The sequence below is a fragment of the Micromonospora sp. WMMC250 genome (assembly GCF_027460215.1).
Taxonomy (GTDB): domain Bacteria; phylum Actinomycetota; class Actinomycetes; order Mycobacteriales; family Micromonosporaceae; genus Micromonospora; species Micromonospora taraxaci.
Window position 1 is genome coordinate 5,183,946 of sequence record NZ_JAPZBJ010000002.1, and the last position, 15,310, is coordinate 5,199,255.

A 15,310-nucleotide genomic window follows, 5' to 3' on the forward strand; every position below is an offset into this window, starting at 1 on the left:
TCAACACTGGTAAGTAGAAGCCCGGCTCAGCCGATGGACTGCACCGCCGTGCGCGCCTTGGACAACGTGGTCGTCGCCGTGTCGTCGTTCTTCACCATGGTGGTCTTGACCAGATCGATGATCGTGCGCACCTCACTCGCGGCGCGGTTCCACCGGTCCTCGACCGTCCGGTACTCCTCCGAGACGCCATCGGCCTGGAAGTCCGCCATCGCCGCCGAGACGTCGGCGCTGCGCTGCGAGATCACCGCCTCCAACCGGGCGATGATCCCGGCGAGGTCACCCTGAACCTGCTGCGAGGTGCTCACGTCAAAACTGCGTCGGTCCGTGCTCATAACCTGCCCACTCCCCCGGGATCAGCGGCTGCTCGAGAACCTGGCGGCGTCGAAGTTGGCGGTCCCCGCCGCCGACGAAGCGTTGTCGGCCATCTCGGTGTCACCCTGACCGAACGCGGAATCCATTCCGCTCTGGCCGCCGAGAATCGCGCCCAAGGCAGAATTCAGCGCGGCGGTGATCGAATCAGCGTTGGCCTTGAACGAGTCGAAAGCCACCCGACCCGCACCGTTGAAGTTGCCCTGCAACGGCTCGGCGGCGGCGATCAACTGCTTGATCAGACTCCCGAGATCATCTGACGACCCCTGCGTCTGCTTCGCGAGGCTGCCGAGAGTCTGCGCCCCCATGTCGAACTTCATGCCGCTCCCTCCCCGAGCCGGGATGAATAACGTTCGCGGTCAATGCTACGACACCTCTGCAAGCCAGATGGGGCATGCATCGGGGGCGATAGATCAAATTGACGGTTGCGCAGTCCTTGCCCCGCTAAGTCCCGCAAATGGCGGCAACCAATGGGGAGGCGCGCCCCGACCTAATCGCTCGGTGTGCCGCTGACGCAGGTGAGCACACGGCCCTTGCCGCGAACGACGCTCGACCTGGTTGTCGCGAAGCCGTGGGCCTGGAGCAGCAATTCGGTAGCGGCGAGATTCGCGGTGGCGTGTGCGGCGCTGGGTCGCTCGCCGAAGACGTAGAGCTGCCCACCGGGCGCGAGCAGGCTTCGTACCCGGTTGACGTGCTGGGTGGCGTCGCCCAACCAGAAGAGGCTGACGTTCACCGCGAAAATCTTGGTGAAGCGGTGAGCGGCGAGGTCGGCGGACTCGAAGCCGGCACATCGGATCTCGGCCCTGCCGGCGTCGATGTGGCTCGCGTTCCGTTCGGCGGCGAGTCGCACCATCGTCGCCGAGCGATCGACGGCGATGATCCGGCCGGTCCTGAGCTGGTCGGCGACCAGAGAGACGGCTGCTCCTCGACCGCAGCCGATCTCCAACACCCGGTCGTCGGGTGCGACGGCCATCGTCTCCACCGCCCAGCGTTGTCGGTGCGCTGCGGTCTCTCGCACCGGTTCGTCGGGCGTGGGGGCATCGTCACCGTCGGTGGAAGCCGGACGGCGGTTCGGCAGAGCGCGCGTCCCATCCTCACTCGTGGTGTTTGCTCTGCTCACGCATCTGATTCCACCCTGCCGGACGGATCCGCGCACCGTGTCCTCGGTCACCGGTGCGGTGTGTCAGGGGTCGACCCGGGGCGGCGGCCGACGCGGCCACCGCCCCGGACCCGGCTGCCATCAGGCGATCCGGTAGGCCCGCTTGATCGTCTGGGTGACCGTGTTGCCGGCCGTGTCGGTGGCGGTCATTCGCAGCGCGACGAATCCGGGCCGCCGTGGATGGCTGATCAGGGCGACGTCCCGGAGCACCGGCAACGCGACCCACGTGCGGCCGTCGTCGAACGACGCGGACACCGTGAGCGAGCGGTTCGCCGCCGCCTTCGAGTCAGCCTGCCGGTCCAGCGTCACCGGAATCGTCATGATCCGGCCTGCCCGGGCCGTGTTGGTGTCGTCGAGCACGGGCATCGGCCGGACCGTCGTCAGTGGCAGCCGTTGTGGCGACGCCGCGTACGCCGAGGTGAAGGTCCAGGCCACCGAGACCGACGTCGACAGGGTGTCCGGGGCCCCCCGGGTGATGGTGGCCTCCAGGCGGTAGGCGGCCTTGGCGGCGGGTACCGCGAACTCCACCCAGGGGCTGTCCGAGGTGCCGATCTCCTTACCGTCGCGCAGCAGGCGGATCTGCGTAGGCCGGTCGTCGCGGCTCGCCGGGCGGCCCATGGCGTCGCCGAACAGGGGCAGCGCCGCGACCGAGATGGTGTCACCGTCGCGGCCGGCGTACCCCAGGGGTGCGAGGGCCGGGGCCTGGGCCACGGTGGGGCCGAAGGGCGCCGCGTTCCAGGTCTGGGTGTACGACCTACCTGCCGTGAAGGTCGACTCCTGGGTGGTGCTGTTGTCCCCCTCGACGAGGGTGGACGTCCAGATGATGCCGCCTTCGGTGTTGTAGTACTCGGTGCCGTGGAACGGCAGGTCGACAGGGGTGCTCGAACCGATCGGGCCGGAGCCGCCGGGTGCCGAGGCGCGGTGGAACCGGGTTGCCGTCGTCGTCGTGGACTGGCTGCGGTAGGTCGTCCGGACGGTGGCGAGGCTCTTCGGTGACAGCTTTCTGGCGAGGCCCGTGAACATGTCGCCCTTGCTGACGTACGCCAGGTCGTAGGTGTAGGGGCTGTTCCGGAAGGTGCCGTCGCGGCCCGGCCGGGCGAGCCCGACGCCCAGTGTGGCGGTGAACTCAGGTGCGGCGACGGCCGGTCCGATCCGGCCGAAGAAGACGTCCGCGACTGACACCCCGCTGAGTTGCACGCCGGGATAGCGGAAGCCGTCGTCCCAGTTGGCGCTCACGTTGATCGAGGTGGCTGCGGCGTCGCGCTCGGGCACTGTCACCGCCACCGGCTTGGCGCTCCGTGCGTCGACCGCCTCGGTGACCGGGCCGCGTACGTCTAGCACCGGCTGGACGAGCATGGTCGAGACGTCACCCTCGTGGATGGTGCTGTACAGCGCGTAGCGGCCCTTGGCAAGCCGCAGGATGCCGCCACCCGGGGCTGCGGCGAGGGTGCTGAACTCTCCGGTGGTCAGGTTCGCCGCCACCGTCGTGTACTCGGTGGCCGGCTTGCCGTCCCGGCCGGTGTGGTCGAGCCGTACGTCGTAGCTCTCGATCTCGCGGTTGAGCACGAAGGGTGTGCGTACCCGCAGGTCGCCTGCGCCGCTCGCGGTCAGTGCCCCCTGGTAGACGCCGTCCGGGGCGTCCACCCGGGTGTCCACTGTGATCGTCGCCTCGGCGCGGCCACCGGCCGGAACCACGAGTGTTGCCGGGCTGACGGTGAGCATGCCGGCCGGAGCGGGAGCGACGGACAGGGTCAGGGTGACCGGGGTGTTTCCCGTGTTGCGGTAGCCGACGACCTGGGTGAGCGGGGTGTCGTCGGCGTGCGGCCAGGGTTGGACCGGGAAGTCGATGGCGGCGACGTCGGCGGCGACCGGCTGGGCGACAGCCCGGGCGATGTCGACCCGGCCGGCGCCCTGCTCGTAGACGGTGTCCTCGCCGGTCGGCTTGGCCGAGCCCATGAGGGCGGCCTTGAGCTGCGGGCCGGTCCAGTCCGGGTGCTGCCCGGAGAGGATGGCGGCGGTGCCGGCCACGTGCGGGGTCGCCATCGACGTACCTGACATGGTGGCGTAGTCGCCACCGGGGGCGGCGGCCACGATGTCGACGCCGGGCGCGCTGATCTCGGGCTTGATGTGGTTGTCGCCGACGCGCGGACCCCGGCTGGAGAAGTAGGCCCGCTGGTCGTCGGCGTCGACGGCGGCGACGGCGAGGGCGTCGTCGGCCGAGGCCGGCGAAGAGATCGACTTCGGCTTGCCCTCGTTGCCGGCCGCCACCACGAAGAGGGTGCCGTGGCGGTGGCTCAGCTCCTGGACCGCGGTCTCCAGCGGGTCGAGACCGGGTGCGTCGGTGCCGCCCACGCTCAGGTTGACCACCCGTGCCTGCGGAGCGAGCCACTGCATGCCGGTGATGATGTCCGAGTCCTGGCATTCGGTGGTGGCGCAGACCTTGCCGACCAGCAGCTTCGCTCCCGGTGCCACACCTCGGTACCTGCCGCCGGACGCGGCGCCACTGCCGACGATCGTCGATGCCACGTGGGTGCCGTGGCCGACCGCGTCACTCGGGTCGTTGCCGCCGGTGAAGTCCCGGACCTCGTTGAGGTGCCCGGCGAAGTCGGGGTGGTCGACGTCGATTCCGGTGTCCAGCACGCCGACGGTGACGCCGGTTCCGTCGAACCCTGCCTGCCAGGCCGCCGGCGCGCCGATCTGCGGCACGCTGCGATCGAGGGAGACCTCGCGCTTGCCGTCCAGCCAGATGTGTGTGACCCCGGCGGCGAGGGTGCGCGCCGACGTCGTACCGCGGGTGAGCGAGGTCCAGAGCGTGACCCGGTCGTCACGGTCGGCCCGGACCGCCAGTGCGTGCGCGGCCGGCAGGTCGGCCCGCACCCGCCCGTCACCCTCGGCGGTCGCGGTCCGCGCCTGCGCCGGCCTGTTCTCGGGGTACGCGACCAGCAGCGGCAACTCGGCCGCCCGGTCGTCGTAGCCGAACTCGCCGAGCGTGGTGAGGTCGAACAGCCGCCGGTCGAGCCGGCCGTCGCGCAGCAGTGGCATCGCGTCGACCGGGACGACGTACTGGTGGCCGTCCTCCCGGCTGTTGACGAAACGCATGGCGGCCCGCCCAGGTCCCCGCTGGATTTCCGGGTGGCCTGTGGCGTCCAGCGAAACCCGGTCGCCGGTGATCAGGGTGAACGTCCCGGGAGTGCCGGAGACCGCAGCCGTCGGCTGCTCCTGCGCGCTCGCCGGTTGGGCTGTCAGGCCCGCCGTGACCAGCACGGTCGCGAGTACGCCGGCTGTCAGGGCGCGTCGTTGCCGTCGTCGCACATCGTCCTCTCCGCCACGGGCCTCTCCCGGGGCGGCACGTTGACGTCTGGCCCGGTCGTCAGGTTGATCACTTCGGTGTGACGGTGGTCACAAACTAGCCCCGCGCTGCTCGGGCCGGTCCACCCCGACGGGTTGCATGCGGGCGGTGACCAGGGGACGAGGCGTGGGAGGGCACCGGTCGGATGCGTGACGCCGAGGAGTTCGACGCCCTCTACGCGGCCTGTGCGGGTCGGGTCGTCGGTCACGTGTACGCGCTGACCGGCAACCGTGCCGAGGCGGAGGACGCTGTCGCGGAGGCCTTCATGCGAGCCTGGCAGCGTTGGCGGACGGTCCGGGAGACGGACAGCCCGGAGGCCTGGGTCCGCCGGGTGGCCTCACGGATCGCGGTGAGCAGTTGGCGCAAGGCGTTCAACCGGGTACGCGCCCATCGTCGGGCTGCCGTCGACCAGGGGGTGCCGGGTCTGAGTGAGGACCACGTCGCGCTGTTGCAGGCGCTCCAGCGGTTGAGCGCCAACGAGCGCCGGGCCGTCGTGCTGCACCACCTCAACGACCTCACCGTCGCAGAGGTGGCAGCGGAGATGCAGGCGCCGGTCGGGACGGTGAAGACGTACCTCGCCCGTGGGCGGAGAGCGATGGCCGGGCTGCTGGCCGACGAGCACCAGGAGGAAACCTCCCATGGCTGATCCGCGCGACGATCTCGCGGCGATCGCCGACGAGGTCCGGCGAGTAGCCACGCTGCCGGGGGCCCAGACGTTGCGCCGTCGCAGCGATCAGCGCCGACGACGCCGGGCAACCGTCGGCACCGTAGGCCTGGCCATCGTGGCTGTCGCCGCTGGCACCGCCCTGGTGCGGGCGCGTGCCGACGTCGAGACGCCGGTTGGCGGTCCGGCGAGTCAGGCCCCACCGTCTGTGGTTCCGTCCGCGACCGCCTCGGCCGGACCACAGGAGATCCTCGCCGGCGAGCGTCAGGTCCGCATCGTGGTGCCGGGCATGAAGGGTGCCGCGTTGGCGATCGGCGTCGGCACCGACCAGGTGCGGGCCATCAGTGAGCCGGGCGTCGACGACGCGGTTCGGTGGGTGCTGCGCCCGCAGGGGGACAGGTACCAAATCGTGCTTGCCGCACCGTCCGGCAGTGGTGAGGTCTGCATGACAGTCGTGCACGACGCCGCGCCGGGGAGCGTACGCGGCCGGGCATGCGACACGGCGGCCTCGACGCAGCTCTTCCGGATCGACCAGGTCGCCGACGGGAGCTACTCGATCTTCCAGGGCCGGCGCTACGTCCAGGTGGTCGACGGCACCAACGCTCTGGTCCCCGACCTGCCCGAGGGTCTGACCACCACGTACGAGTTCGAGGACCGTGGGCCGAGGTAGGCCGCTTCCGTCCGTCTAGAGCCAGACCACGATCCCGGTCAGGTCGTTGAGGACGGCGGCCACGCCCGCCCGGACGGCGGCGGCGCACCTCTCTGGCGTGAACGAGGCCGGGTCGTACGTCGACGACGCTCCGAGTCCTTCGCCACGGAACGACGCGCCGTCCCAGTCGACGGCTGTGACGTTGTGGGTGGGCTCGGCCAGTTCCGCGCCCACGACCAGGAACTTCTCGTCGAGGTGGCTCGGAGTGACCAGCGCGAGGGGGTCGATGAGGTCGTTGCCCGCGCTGACGATGAGGTCCGGACCCATCTCCATCGCCTTGGCGATGTGGGAAACGGCGTCGTGTGCGTTGCCGACGACGATCGTCCGGAGGTCGACGTGCTCGTCGTCCGCCCACTCCTCGACGGCTGTCACGAGGGCCCTGGTCGGGGCGTCGTCGCCGGCGGTCAGCAGCACCACCCGGTAGTCCTTCGGCGGGTGGACGCCGTCCCAGGAACCCGGCCGCGGAGTGATGGTCGCTTCCGGAGCGGGCTTCGTGGAGGGGTCGACGAACCCGGGGCCGAGTGTGCCGATGGCGCTGGGCGTTGGACGCGGCTGGGACCAGTCGTCGCCGGAACTGCAGGCGGCGACCAGCGCGGCGGCCGCGGCCAACATGGCAACGGCCCGAAGCGGGGGGCGCAAGGTGATCGTCCTCCGGATGGTGGCGGGGAGTGCGCGTACTTTCTCGTATTCCTATCGCAATTCCGGCCGACGGCAATCTGCGGGTGCCCGTTCGGGGATTTTGTTTTCCGGCGGTTCGTCGGCACGCGGGTTGGTGTTCACCCTCGGCATGCAACGTGCACTGGCCAACCGAGGGAGTCGCATGTTAGGGCGCGTCCGCCGCACCGTTATCGTCACCGCTGTCGGGATCGCCGCGGCGGTGATCCCCTTTTTGGGCGCCGGTTCGGCGTCCGCGCACGGTTTTTCGTCGACTGTGTACACGAAAATAACTGCGGGAGACGAGGGTCACATTCGCACGGCGGTCGAGCTCGAATACGACCTCCTCGTCGTGTCCGCCGCCGATGCCGGCGGCGACGATCCGCTCTTCCAGGCGGGTACCGCCGCGTTCGAGGCGGGTGACTCCAACGCCCAGGCCGCAGCCCTGAAGAGCCACGCGTCGACGGTCCTCCGGTACGTCTCGGACCGTTTCGAGGTCACGTCGGGGAGTGCGGCGTGCCAGCCGACCCAGGTGGGCGACGCGACGATCGGCTCGCGCGAGGGCGTGCCGTACGCCGATCTGTTGCTGGACTGGACCTGCGCGCAGCGGGTCGACGAGCACGAGGTCCGCAGCGACCTCTTCCCGGACGGCGAGGGCTACGTCAAGGGCACCAAGACGATCGTCACCTATGAGATCGACGGCCGTACGGGCAGCGCGGCGCTCGACGCAGCCCATCCCTCCTTCTCCACCGGTCAGGCGTGGTACGACCGGTTCGGGGAGTTCTTCCTGCTGGGCGCCGAGCATCTGCTGTCCGGGATCGACCACATTCTGTTCCTGCTGGCGCTCATCGCCGGGTCGCGGCGACTTCGCGAGATCGTGCTCGCGGCAACCAGCTTCACACTGGCGCACTCGGTGACGTTCATGCTCGCCGCCCTCGGCCTGGTCGAGGTGCCGGCGACGATCGTGGAGCCGGTGATCGCGTTGTCCATCGCCGTCGTCGCGGGTTGGCACCTGTGGGGGATCTGGCGGCGGGGCACCCACGCGGCCGACCTGGAGACGCCCGGGCACGGGCACCTGAGCCTGGACCGGGCCGGTTGGATCCGCCTCGGCGTGGTGTTCTGCTTCGGTCTCGTGCACGGCCTGGGCTTCGCCGGCGCGCTGGGCATCGACGAGGCGTGGTCGTGGACCCTGCTGTGGTCGTTGTTGGTGTTCAACGTCGGCATCGAAGTTGTGCAGTTGACCATTATCGCGATCGTCTTCCCGCTGTTGCTCGTGCTTCGTCGCCGTGCGCCGAAAGCCGGTATCTGGGCGACCGGGGCCGTTTCGGGGGCGGTGTCCATCATGGGGCTCGTCTGGTTTGTGCAGCGCATTTCCGGGTCCTGAGTAAGGCTAAGTAGTTCGTGAAGTGCAGTCTTTCGCAAGATCATGTTCATGATCGGTTCATCGGGCGGCGAAAGCGTGGATTCGCTTCCCCAATGTCGGGTGAAGACACATCCATCCCTCTATTTGAAAAGGGAACAATGTCGATGACATTGAGCACCTCGACACGAGCCTCCGGGCTCGTGCGGCGGCGCCTGGTCGCCGGAGTCGTCGCCGGCTTCCTGGGAATGGGAGCGGCCCTCGGCAGCGGCCTGACGGCCACCGCGAGCGCGGCCGAGTCCACCACGATCAGCAGCGTGATCCTTGGCGTCGGCGCCAACGAGACCCAGCGCATCGTGACCTGGTACTCCTCCGCCGACACCGCGCAGAAGATCCAGCTCGCCCCGACCGCCGAGATCGTCAACGGCGAGTTCCCGGCCGGCGCCGTGAGCTTCGACGCCGTCGGCGCGGCGAACACCTCCACCACCGGGTTCAACCGGCACGCCACGATCAGCAACCTGCGCGAGAAGACGGCGTACTCGTACCGGGTCGGCGCCGAGGGCAACTGGTCTCCGACGTACGCCTTCAAGACGCAGGACTTCGAGGGCGACTACGACTTCCTGTTCTTCGGCGACCCCCAGATCGGCTCCTCCGGCGACCGGCTGAAGGACCAGGCCGGCTGGGAGGACACCCTGAAGGTCGCGACCGCGGCCAACCCGAACGCGGAACTGCTGGTCTCCGGCGGCGACCACGTCGAGTCCGCCAACGACGAGGGTCAGTGGACCTCGTTCATGGCGCCCGACCAGCTGCGTCAGTACCCCGTCGTCGCCACCATCGGTAACCACGACGTCGGCGGCAAGTCCTACGAGCAGCACCACTTCACCCCGAACACCGACCGCACGGCCCCGTACTACGACAACGGGAACCCGGCGGGCACCAAGTCCGGTGGCGACTACTGGTTCGTCTACAAGGACGTGCTGTTCATCGACATCAACAGCAACAGCTACAAGCTGCCGACCGACGGCAGCAACGCCGGTGACGCCGCGCACGTCGCGTACATCACCGACGTCGTCAACAAGCACGGCTCCGAGGCCAAGTGGAAGGTGCTGGTCTACCACCACTCCATCTACTCGCCGGCCAGCCACGCGACCGACACCGACAACAAGCAGCGGCGGGAAGACTTCACCACGGCCTTCTCGAACCTCGGCATCGACATGGTGCTGCAGGGCCACGACCACAGCTACTCGCGCAGCTACTCCATCAAGAACGGCCAGAAGGAGAACCCCGCCGAGAAGCCGGGTGCCGCCGACGTGTTCCCCGGCCCGGGTGGCGTCATCTACGTGACCGCCAACTCGGCCTCCGGCTCGAAGTACTACGACATCAAGAAGCCGGACACCACCGGCACCGGCATCCGGGGCAACGGCCCGGACCCGCTGGACCCGAACAAGTACTGGTACAACTCCGTGCAGAACCAGGAGCACGTCCGCAGCTACGTCAAGGTGCAGGTGCGCGGCGACAAGCTGGTCCTGGCCAACATCCGCAGCGGCACCTGCGCGGCGCCGAACGCGTCGGTCGAGAACGGTCTCTCCTGCGTCAACACCCCCGAGGGTCAGCCGGTCGGCTCGATCGTCGACAACGTGACGGTGCACCCGTTCAACGGCGACGGCCAGTCCATCCAGGTGAACGTGCCGAACCCGGCTCCGGGTGAGTTCGGTTGGACGATCGACGGCTACAACGGTCTGGTGGACCTGGGTACCGCGCAGGAGCGCGACGGCACCTACTTCCAGGCGAACGGCAAGATCAACCCGATCCTCGTGTCGGACAGCCGCCGCTCGCTCGCCCCGTGGTCGATCTCGGCCAACGTCGGTGACTTCACCGACGCCGAGAAGACCTTCTCGGGCTCCTACCTGGGCTGGACCCCGTACGTGCTGGACGCCGGAGCGGGCGCCGAGGCCGGCGCGCCGATCCTGTCGTCCTACGACGACCAGGGCAAGGGCCTCTCGGTCTCCAGCGCCCTCGGTGCGGCGGCCCAGGGTCACCCCCGGGGCGGCGCAAAGCTCGGCGCTGACCTGGACCTGAAGATCCCGGACAGCATCGCGAAGGGTAGCTACCGCACCACCCTCACGATCACTGCGCTGAGCAGCTGACCGGACCGCTCCATTCGGCGGGGTAGGCACCCTTCGGGGGCCTACCCCGCCACCCATTTGCACCCCTCCCAAGATCACCTCAAGGAACCGACATGTACCCGTCCGTAACGCGCTGGAAGACGCTCCTCCGTACGACCGCACTGTCAGTGCTCGCCGCCGCTGCGGCCGTCGGTGTCGGTGCCGTCCCCGCCTCGGCGGCGGAGGGCAACGTCGCCTGGACGGTCCGGACGGCCTCCAACAGCTACGGCGAGGCCCGCTCCAGCTACAGCTACAACGTCAATCCCGGTGGCGCCGTCGACGACGCCATGGTCGTGGCCAACCGCGGTGCGGCGCCGCTGACCCTGACCGTGTACGCGGCCGACGGCTTCACCACCGACGCGGGCCAGCTCGACCTGCTCACCAGGGACAAGAAGTCCGTCGCGATCGGTGCCTGGGTGAAGGCGAACGCCGAGAGTGTCGTGGTCCAGCCCGGAAAGACCGCACAGGTGCCCTTCAAGATCAGCGTGCCGGAGAACGCAACCCCCGGTGACTACGTCGGCGGCATCCTCACCGCGCTGACCCAGACCGACCAGGCCGAGGGCATCAACGTCGACCGTCGCCTCGGTATCCGGATCAAGCTGCGGGTCGGCGGCGAGCTGAAGCCGAACCTCGCGATCGAGGACCTTCACGTCGCGTACGCCGGCTCGTCCAACCCGTTCGCCAAGGGCGACGCCACCATCACCTACAAGGTCCACAACATCGGCAACGCCGCCCTGTCCGGGCAGCAGGGGGTGACGGTCTCGGGTCCGTTCGGCCTGCTGCGGGTACGGGCCGGCGACATCGCCGCGCCGCCGGAGCTGCTGCCCGGTGAGAGCTGGAACGTGACGGTGCCGGTGCACGGGGTGGCACCCACCATCTCGCTCGCCGCCACCGCGACCCTCACCCCGCTGCTCAGCGACGCCTCCGGCTCCACCACCTCGCTCAAGCCGGTTCAGGTCACCGCGCACGGCTGGGCCCTGCCGTGGATGCTGGTGCTGGTGCTCGTCGTACTGATCGCGGTGCTCGTCGGCGCGTACCTCTACCGGCGCCGCACCCGGGCGCAGCGCAAGGTGCGCGAGGACGCCCGCGTACGCGACGCCGTCGAGCAGGCGCTGCGCGGCCCGAAGCCGCAGACGTCCTGATCATTGCTTTCGTCACCGCCGCCGGCCCTGGTCGGCGGCGGTGACGGCCCGACGGCGGGTCAGGCCGGCGGCGACGGCGATCACGGCGAGCACGAGCACGGCCGCCGGCACGGATGCCCAACCGGGGGCGGTGCGAAGCACCACAGTGCCGAGCACGGCACCTCCCACCAACCCCGCCAGCCGCCCCACACCACCCAGATCGGCGAACCGGTGCGGGTCGACGACGCGACGCCGGACCAACTCGGTCAGCGAGCCGGTCAGGTAGGTGGTCGACGCGCCACGTACGCCGGCGCCGACAGTGATCACGCTCTGGATGCCGCTCGCCACGGCCGCCGTCCCCAGCAGTACGAGCCCGAAGCCGTACCCGGGACGCGCCGAGCAGGCCATCCAGCCGACGGTGAAGCCGAGCAGCAGCACCGCCTCGGCCGCCGTCACCACTGCGGTACGGCGGTTCCAACCCGGCGGTGTGTGGCGCAACGGCAGCGTGGCGGCCGCGACACCCACCGCGTAACCACCGACCGCCACCACGGCACCGGTGAGCGAGCGGACGTCAGCCGTGGCGAACGCGTGGCCGAAGTGCACCAGGTTGCCGGTGATCACACTGGCGAAGTACCCGTCGAGCCTGGTCAGGCAGATCACGTCGACGCAGCCGGAGGCCGCGGCCAACGCCACCAGGAGCCAGGCCGTCGCCCGCGTCGACGGAGCCTGCACGGCTGTGCTCCCTCCGTCGTCCTGGTCCGCCCGCCCGTCCTTCCCATGTCGCGACCGGCTACGCCCTGTCGCGGCGCGTCAGCCCGGCCCGGTCGCCCTTGTGGGTGAACGGCGTTCGGCACCCGGTCAGGGCTGTCCCCGAGCCGGCATGCTGCGACGGGAACGCCGGCACGGAGAGGGAATCCACATGGTTGACGGGGATGCGCCAGAGCGGATGCAGGCCGCGGCCTTCGACGAGTTCGGCGGACCGGAGGTGATCACGCTGCGGAAGCTGCCGATCCCCGAGGTCGCCGACGACGAAGTGCTGATCAAGGTCCTGAGCGCCGGCGTGGGGGTGTGGGACGCGTACGAACGACAGGGCATCCTCGTGCCGGAGGGATCATCCCTCCCGATCGTGCCCGGCTCCGACGGCGCCGGAACCGTGATCGCGGCCGGCAGCAAGGTGTCCAACGTCGTGGTCGGAGAGTTGGTCTACGTCTCCGCCACGACCCGACCGAAGGGCGGCTGCTACGCCGAGTACACGGTCGTCAAGGCGGAGTACGCGGCGAAGGTGCCCGACGGGGTGCCGGCCGAGCACGCCGGTGCCATGCCCACCGACGCGCTGACCGCGTTGGCCGGGCTGGACACGCTCAGCCTGTCGGCCGGCTCGTGGTTGCTGATCTTCGGGGCGAGCGGCGGGCAGGGTCACCTGGCGGTGCAGTTGGCCAAGCGCCAGGGGCTGAACGTCATCGCCGTGGCCTCCGGGGCGGACGGCGTCGCACTGGTGACCCGGCTCGGTGCCGACATCTCCCTCGACGGCCACGGCGACCTGGACGACGTGCTCGCCCGGATCCGGGACGCGGCACCGGCCGGAGTGGACGCCATCCTCGCGATGGCCGGCGGCGCGACGGTGGACCGGCTCACCGAGGCTCTCGTCGACGGCGGCGTGGTCGCGTACGCCCACGGGGTGCAGCCGGAGCCGAGCGAGCGCGACGGCGTCGTGGTCCGGGCGTACGACGGCGAGTCGAACCCCCGGCAGTTGCAACGCCTCAACGAACTCATCGAGGCGGGACCGTTCGTGGTGCACGTCGCGGAGACGTTCCCGCTGGGCAAGGTGCGGGAGGCACACAAGCGTCTGCAGACCTCCTACATGGGGAAGCTCCTGCTGACGGTGGCCTGAGACCTCAGTGCGTGCGCTGCTGCGGCACGCGTACCGATGCCATGCCGGCTGCGGTCGCGGCCTGAATGCCCAGGTCGGTGTCCTCGAAGACCAGGCACGACTCCGGGGGGACGCCGAGGTGCTCCGCCGCGAGCAGGAACGCCTCCGGGTCGGGCTTGGCCCGCGTGTAGTCGTCGGCGCAGACCAGCACGTCGAACCGGTCCAGCAGGCCGAGCGCGTCGAGGGAGGCGGTGACCGAGGCGCGGGTGCTGCCGGAGACGACAGCGAACGGGACCCGCCGGTGCGCGTCGTGGATGTGCGCCAGCACGTCGGGCACGGCCTCGATCTGCGGCAGCAACTCCTGGTAGATGCGCTCACGGTTCTCGACCACGCTCGCCACCGGCATCGCCAGACCCTGCTGCTCGTTCAGGGTCACGATGATGTCGGCGGTCGGCCGGCCACCCCAGGCGTAGAAGAGGTCCTCGGGGAACTCGCAACCCCACTCCTCCAGGGCCCGCTGCCAGGCCACGTAGTGCAGCGGCATCGAGTCGACGATCGTGCCGTCGCAGTCGAACAGGTACGCGGCGAACTCACCGGGAGGCAGAGGCAGACTCACCCGGGCAAGGGTACAGCTCACTCGGTCGTGACGGCTCTGAGCTGGCCGAGCAGGTACGCCCGCTCCGGCTCGGTGCCGACCAGCGCCAACGCGCTGCGGTACGCCTCGGCTGCCTCCTCGTAGCGGCCGAGCCGGCGCAGCAGGTCGGCCCGCGCCGCCGGATAGGGATGGTGACCGCGCAGGCGCGGATCGTCGGCCAACCCGTCGAGCAGGGCGAGCCCTGCCTGCGGCCCGTCCCGCATGGCCACCGCGGCAGCCCTGTTCAATGCCACGATCGGCGACGGCACCAGGTCGAGCAGCACGTCGTACAGCGCCACCACCTGCGGCCAGTCGGTGCTGGCCACGTCCGCTGCCTCGTCGTGCAGGGCCGCGATGGCAGCCTGCACCCCGTACGGGCCGGGGGCGGGACCGGTCAACGCGACAACGACCAGCCCGCGCCCCTCCTCGATCATCGGGCGGTCCCAGCGTCCGCGATCCTGCTCGTCCAGGAGGATCATCGCGCCGTCCGGTCCGGTACGCGCGTCCCGTCGGGCATGGACCAGCAGCATCAGACCGAGCAGCCCGGCGACCTCCCGCTCGGCGGGCAGCAGCCGACGGAGGATCCGGCCCAGCCGGATGGCCTCCTCGGCCAGGTCGATCCGTTGGAGATCCGGGCCGGAGCTGGCCGCGTACCCCTCGGTGAAGACCGAGTAGACGGCCTGGAGCACCGTGGGCAGTCGACCGGGCAACTCGTCCTCGCCGGGCACCCGGAACGGGATCCGGGCGTCCCGGATCTTCCGCTTGGCCCGGACGAGCCGTTGGGCCATCGTCGCCGGCGGCACCAGGAAGGCCCGCGCCACCTCGGCGGTGGTGAGACCGGCGAGGAACCGCAGGGTGAGCGCCCCGCGATCCGGTGCGGCCAGGGCCGGGTGCGCGCAGGTGAAGAAGAGCGCCAGCCGGTCGTCGGGGAGGTCCCGGTCCGCGTCGGCGGGCGGGGCGGGGTCGGCCCGTTCGGCCTCGGCCCGGAGTACGGCGAGCCGCGTCGCCAGCACCTTGTCCCGTCGCAGCCGGTCCACCGCCCGCCGCCGAGCCGTGGTGAGCAGCCACGCGCCCGGTCGACTCGGCACACCGTCGGTCGGCCAGTGCACGAGCGCCGCCTCGATGGCCTCGGACGCGACCTCCTCGGCCAGGTCGAGATCGCCGAAGCGGTGCACGAGCGAGGCGAGCAGTCGACCGCGTTCCTCCCGGAACACCGCCTCCACCGACGACCCGACGGCCGACTCCTCGTCCGGCAT

At 70.2% G+C, this 15,310-nt stretch carries 14 protein-coding genes; 6 read left to right on the forward strand and 8 right to left on the reverse strand.

Going from position 1 to position 15,310, the window contains the following annotated elements; all coding sequences use genetic code 11:
• Window positions 1-26: 26 nt before the first annotated feature.
• The 4 genes from O3438_RS23390 to O3438_RS23405 form a co-directional block, all read right to left on the reverse strand.
• Entirely contained in the window at window positions 27-332 is a 306-nt protein-coding gene (locus O3438_RS23390; RefSeq protein ID WP_269681917.1) for a pore-forming ESAT-6 family protein, read from the reverse strand.
• Between the two features lie 21 nt (window positions 333-353).
• Window positions 354-689 carry a hypothetical protein gene (locus O3438_RS23395; protein WP_269681918.1) on the reverse strand — a complete coding sequence of 112 codons (336 nt, stop codon included), beginning with the start codon at window positions 687-689 and terminating at the stop codon, window positions 354-356.
• Window positions 690-859: 170 nt separating this feature from the next.
• Window positions 860-1,540 carry a class I SAM-dependent methyltransferase gene (locus O3438_RS23400; protein WP_332367466.1) on the reverse strand — a complete coding sequence of 227 codons (681 nt, stop codon included), beginning with the start codon at window positions 1,538-1,540 and terminating at the stop codon, window positions 860-862.
• Window positions 1,541-1,609: 69 nt separating this feature from the next.
• Window positions 1,610-4,840: a S8 family peptidase gene (locus O3438_RS23405; RefSeq protein ID WP_269681920.1), complete on the reverse strand. Its 3,231-nt coding sequence runs from the start codon at window positions 4,838-4,840 to the stop codon at window positions 1,610-1,612.
• A 182-nt stretch (window positions 4,841-5,022) separates the two neighbouring features.
• Between O3438_RS23405 and O3438_RS23410 the strand changes: the two genes are divergently transcribed.
• On the forward strand, window positions 5,023-5,523 hold the full coding sequence (locus tag O3438_RS23410) for a sigma-70 family RNA polymerase sigma factor (RefSeq protein ID WP_269681921.1): 501 nt from the start codon (window positions 5,023-5,025) through the stop codon (window positions 5,521-5,523).
• Complete coding sequence (locus O3438_RS23415) at window positions 5,516-6,211, forward strand: RICIN domain-containing protein (RefSeq protein WP_269681922.1); 696 nt, start codon at window positions 5,516-5,518, stop codon at window positions 6,209-6,211. Before O3438_RS23410 ends, O3438_RS23415 begins: the two co-directional genes overlap by 8 nt.
• A 15-nt stretch (window positions 6,212-6,226) precedes the next feature.
• On the opposite strand, the gene O3438_RS23420 is transcribed toward O3438_RS23415, so the two are convergent.
• Window positions 6,227-6,889 carry a hypothetical protein gene (locus O3438_RS23420; protein WP_269681923.1) on the reverse strand — a complete coding sequence of 221 codons (663 nt, stop codon included), beginning with the start codon at window positions 6,887-6,889 and terminating at the stop codon, window positions 6,227-6,229.
• A 1-nt stretch (window position 6,890) separates the two neighbouring features.
• Between O3438_RS23420 and O3438_RS23425 the strand changes: the two genes are divergently transcribed.
• The 3 genes from O3438_RS23425 (at window position 6,891) to O3438_RS23435 (ending at window position 11,571) form a co-directional block, all read left to right on the forward strand.
• Window positions 6,891-8,288: a HupE/UreJ family protein gene (locus O3438_RS23425; RefSeq protein ID WP_269681924.1), complete on the forward strand. Its 1,398-nt coding sequence runs from the start codon at window positions 6,891-6,893 to the stop codon at window positions 8,286-8,288.
• 143 nt (window positions 8,289-8,431) lie between these two features.
• Window positions 8,432-10,411: an FN3 domain-containing metallophosphoesterase family protein gene (locus O3438_RS23430; RefSeq protein ID WP_269681925.1), complete on the forward strand. Its 1,980-nt coding sequence runs from the start codon at window positions 8,432-8,434 to the stop codon at window positions 10,409-10,411.
• Window positions 10,412-10,503: 92 nt separating this feature from the next.
• On the forward strand, window positions 10,504-11,571 hold the full coding sequence (locus O3438_RS23435) for a WxL protein peptidoglycan domain-containing protein (protein WP_269681926.1): 1,068 nt from the start codon (window positions 10,504-10,506) through the stop codon (window positions 11,569-11,571).
• Window positions 11,572-11,583: 12 nt separating this feature from the next.
• Here O3438_RS23435 and O3438_RS23440 read toward each other — a convergent pair whose 3' ends face one another.
• The gene (locus O3438_RS23440) at window positions 11,584-12,282 is read right to left on the reverse strand and encodes a YoaK family protein (protein ID WP_269681927.1); all 699 of its coding nucleotides are present in this window, start codon (window positions 12,280-12,282) and stop codon (window positions 11,584-11,586) included.
• 187 nt (window positions 12,283-12,469) lie between these two features.
• On the opposite strand from O3438_RS23440, the gene O3438_RS23445 reads away from it, so the two are divergent.
• Window positions 12,470-13,441 (forward strand): quinone oxidoreductase family protein, encoded by a 972-nt coding sequence (locus O3438_RS23445; RefSeq protein WP_269681928.1) that lies wholly within the window; start codon window positions 12,470-12,472, stop codon window positions 13,439-13,441.
• 4 nt (window positions 13,442-13,445) lie between these two features.
• Here the strand turns inward: O3438_RS23445 and O3438_RS23450 are convergent, their stop codons facing one another.
• Both O3438_RS23450 and O3438_RS23455 read right to left on the reverse strand, forming a co-directional pair.
• Window positions 13,446-14,036: an HAD family hydrolase gene (locus O3438_RS23450; protein ID WP_269681929.1), complete on the reverse strand. Its 591-nt coding sequence runs from the start codon at window positions 14,034-14,036 to the stop codon at window positions 13,446-13,448.
• A 17-nt stretch (window positions 14,037-14,053) separates the two neighbouring features.
• The gene (locus O3438_RS23455; RefSeq protein ID WP_269681930.1) at window positions 14,054-15,310 is read right to left on the reverse strand and encodes an RNA polymerase sigma factor; all 1,257 of its coding nucleotides are present in this window, start codon (window positions 15,308-15,310) and stop codon (window positions 14,054-14,056) included.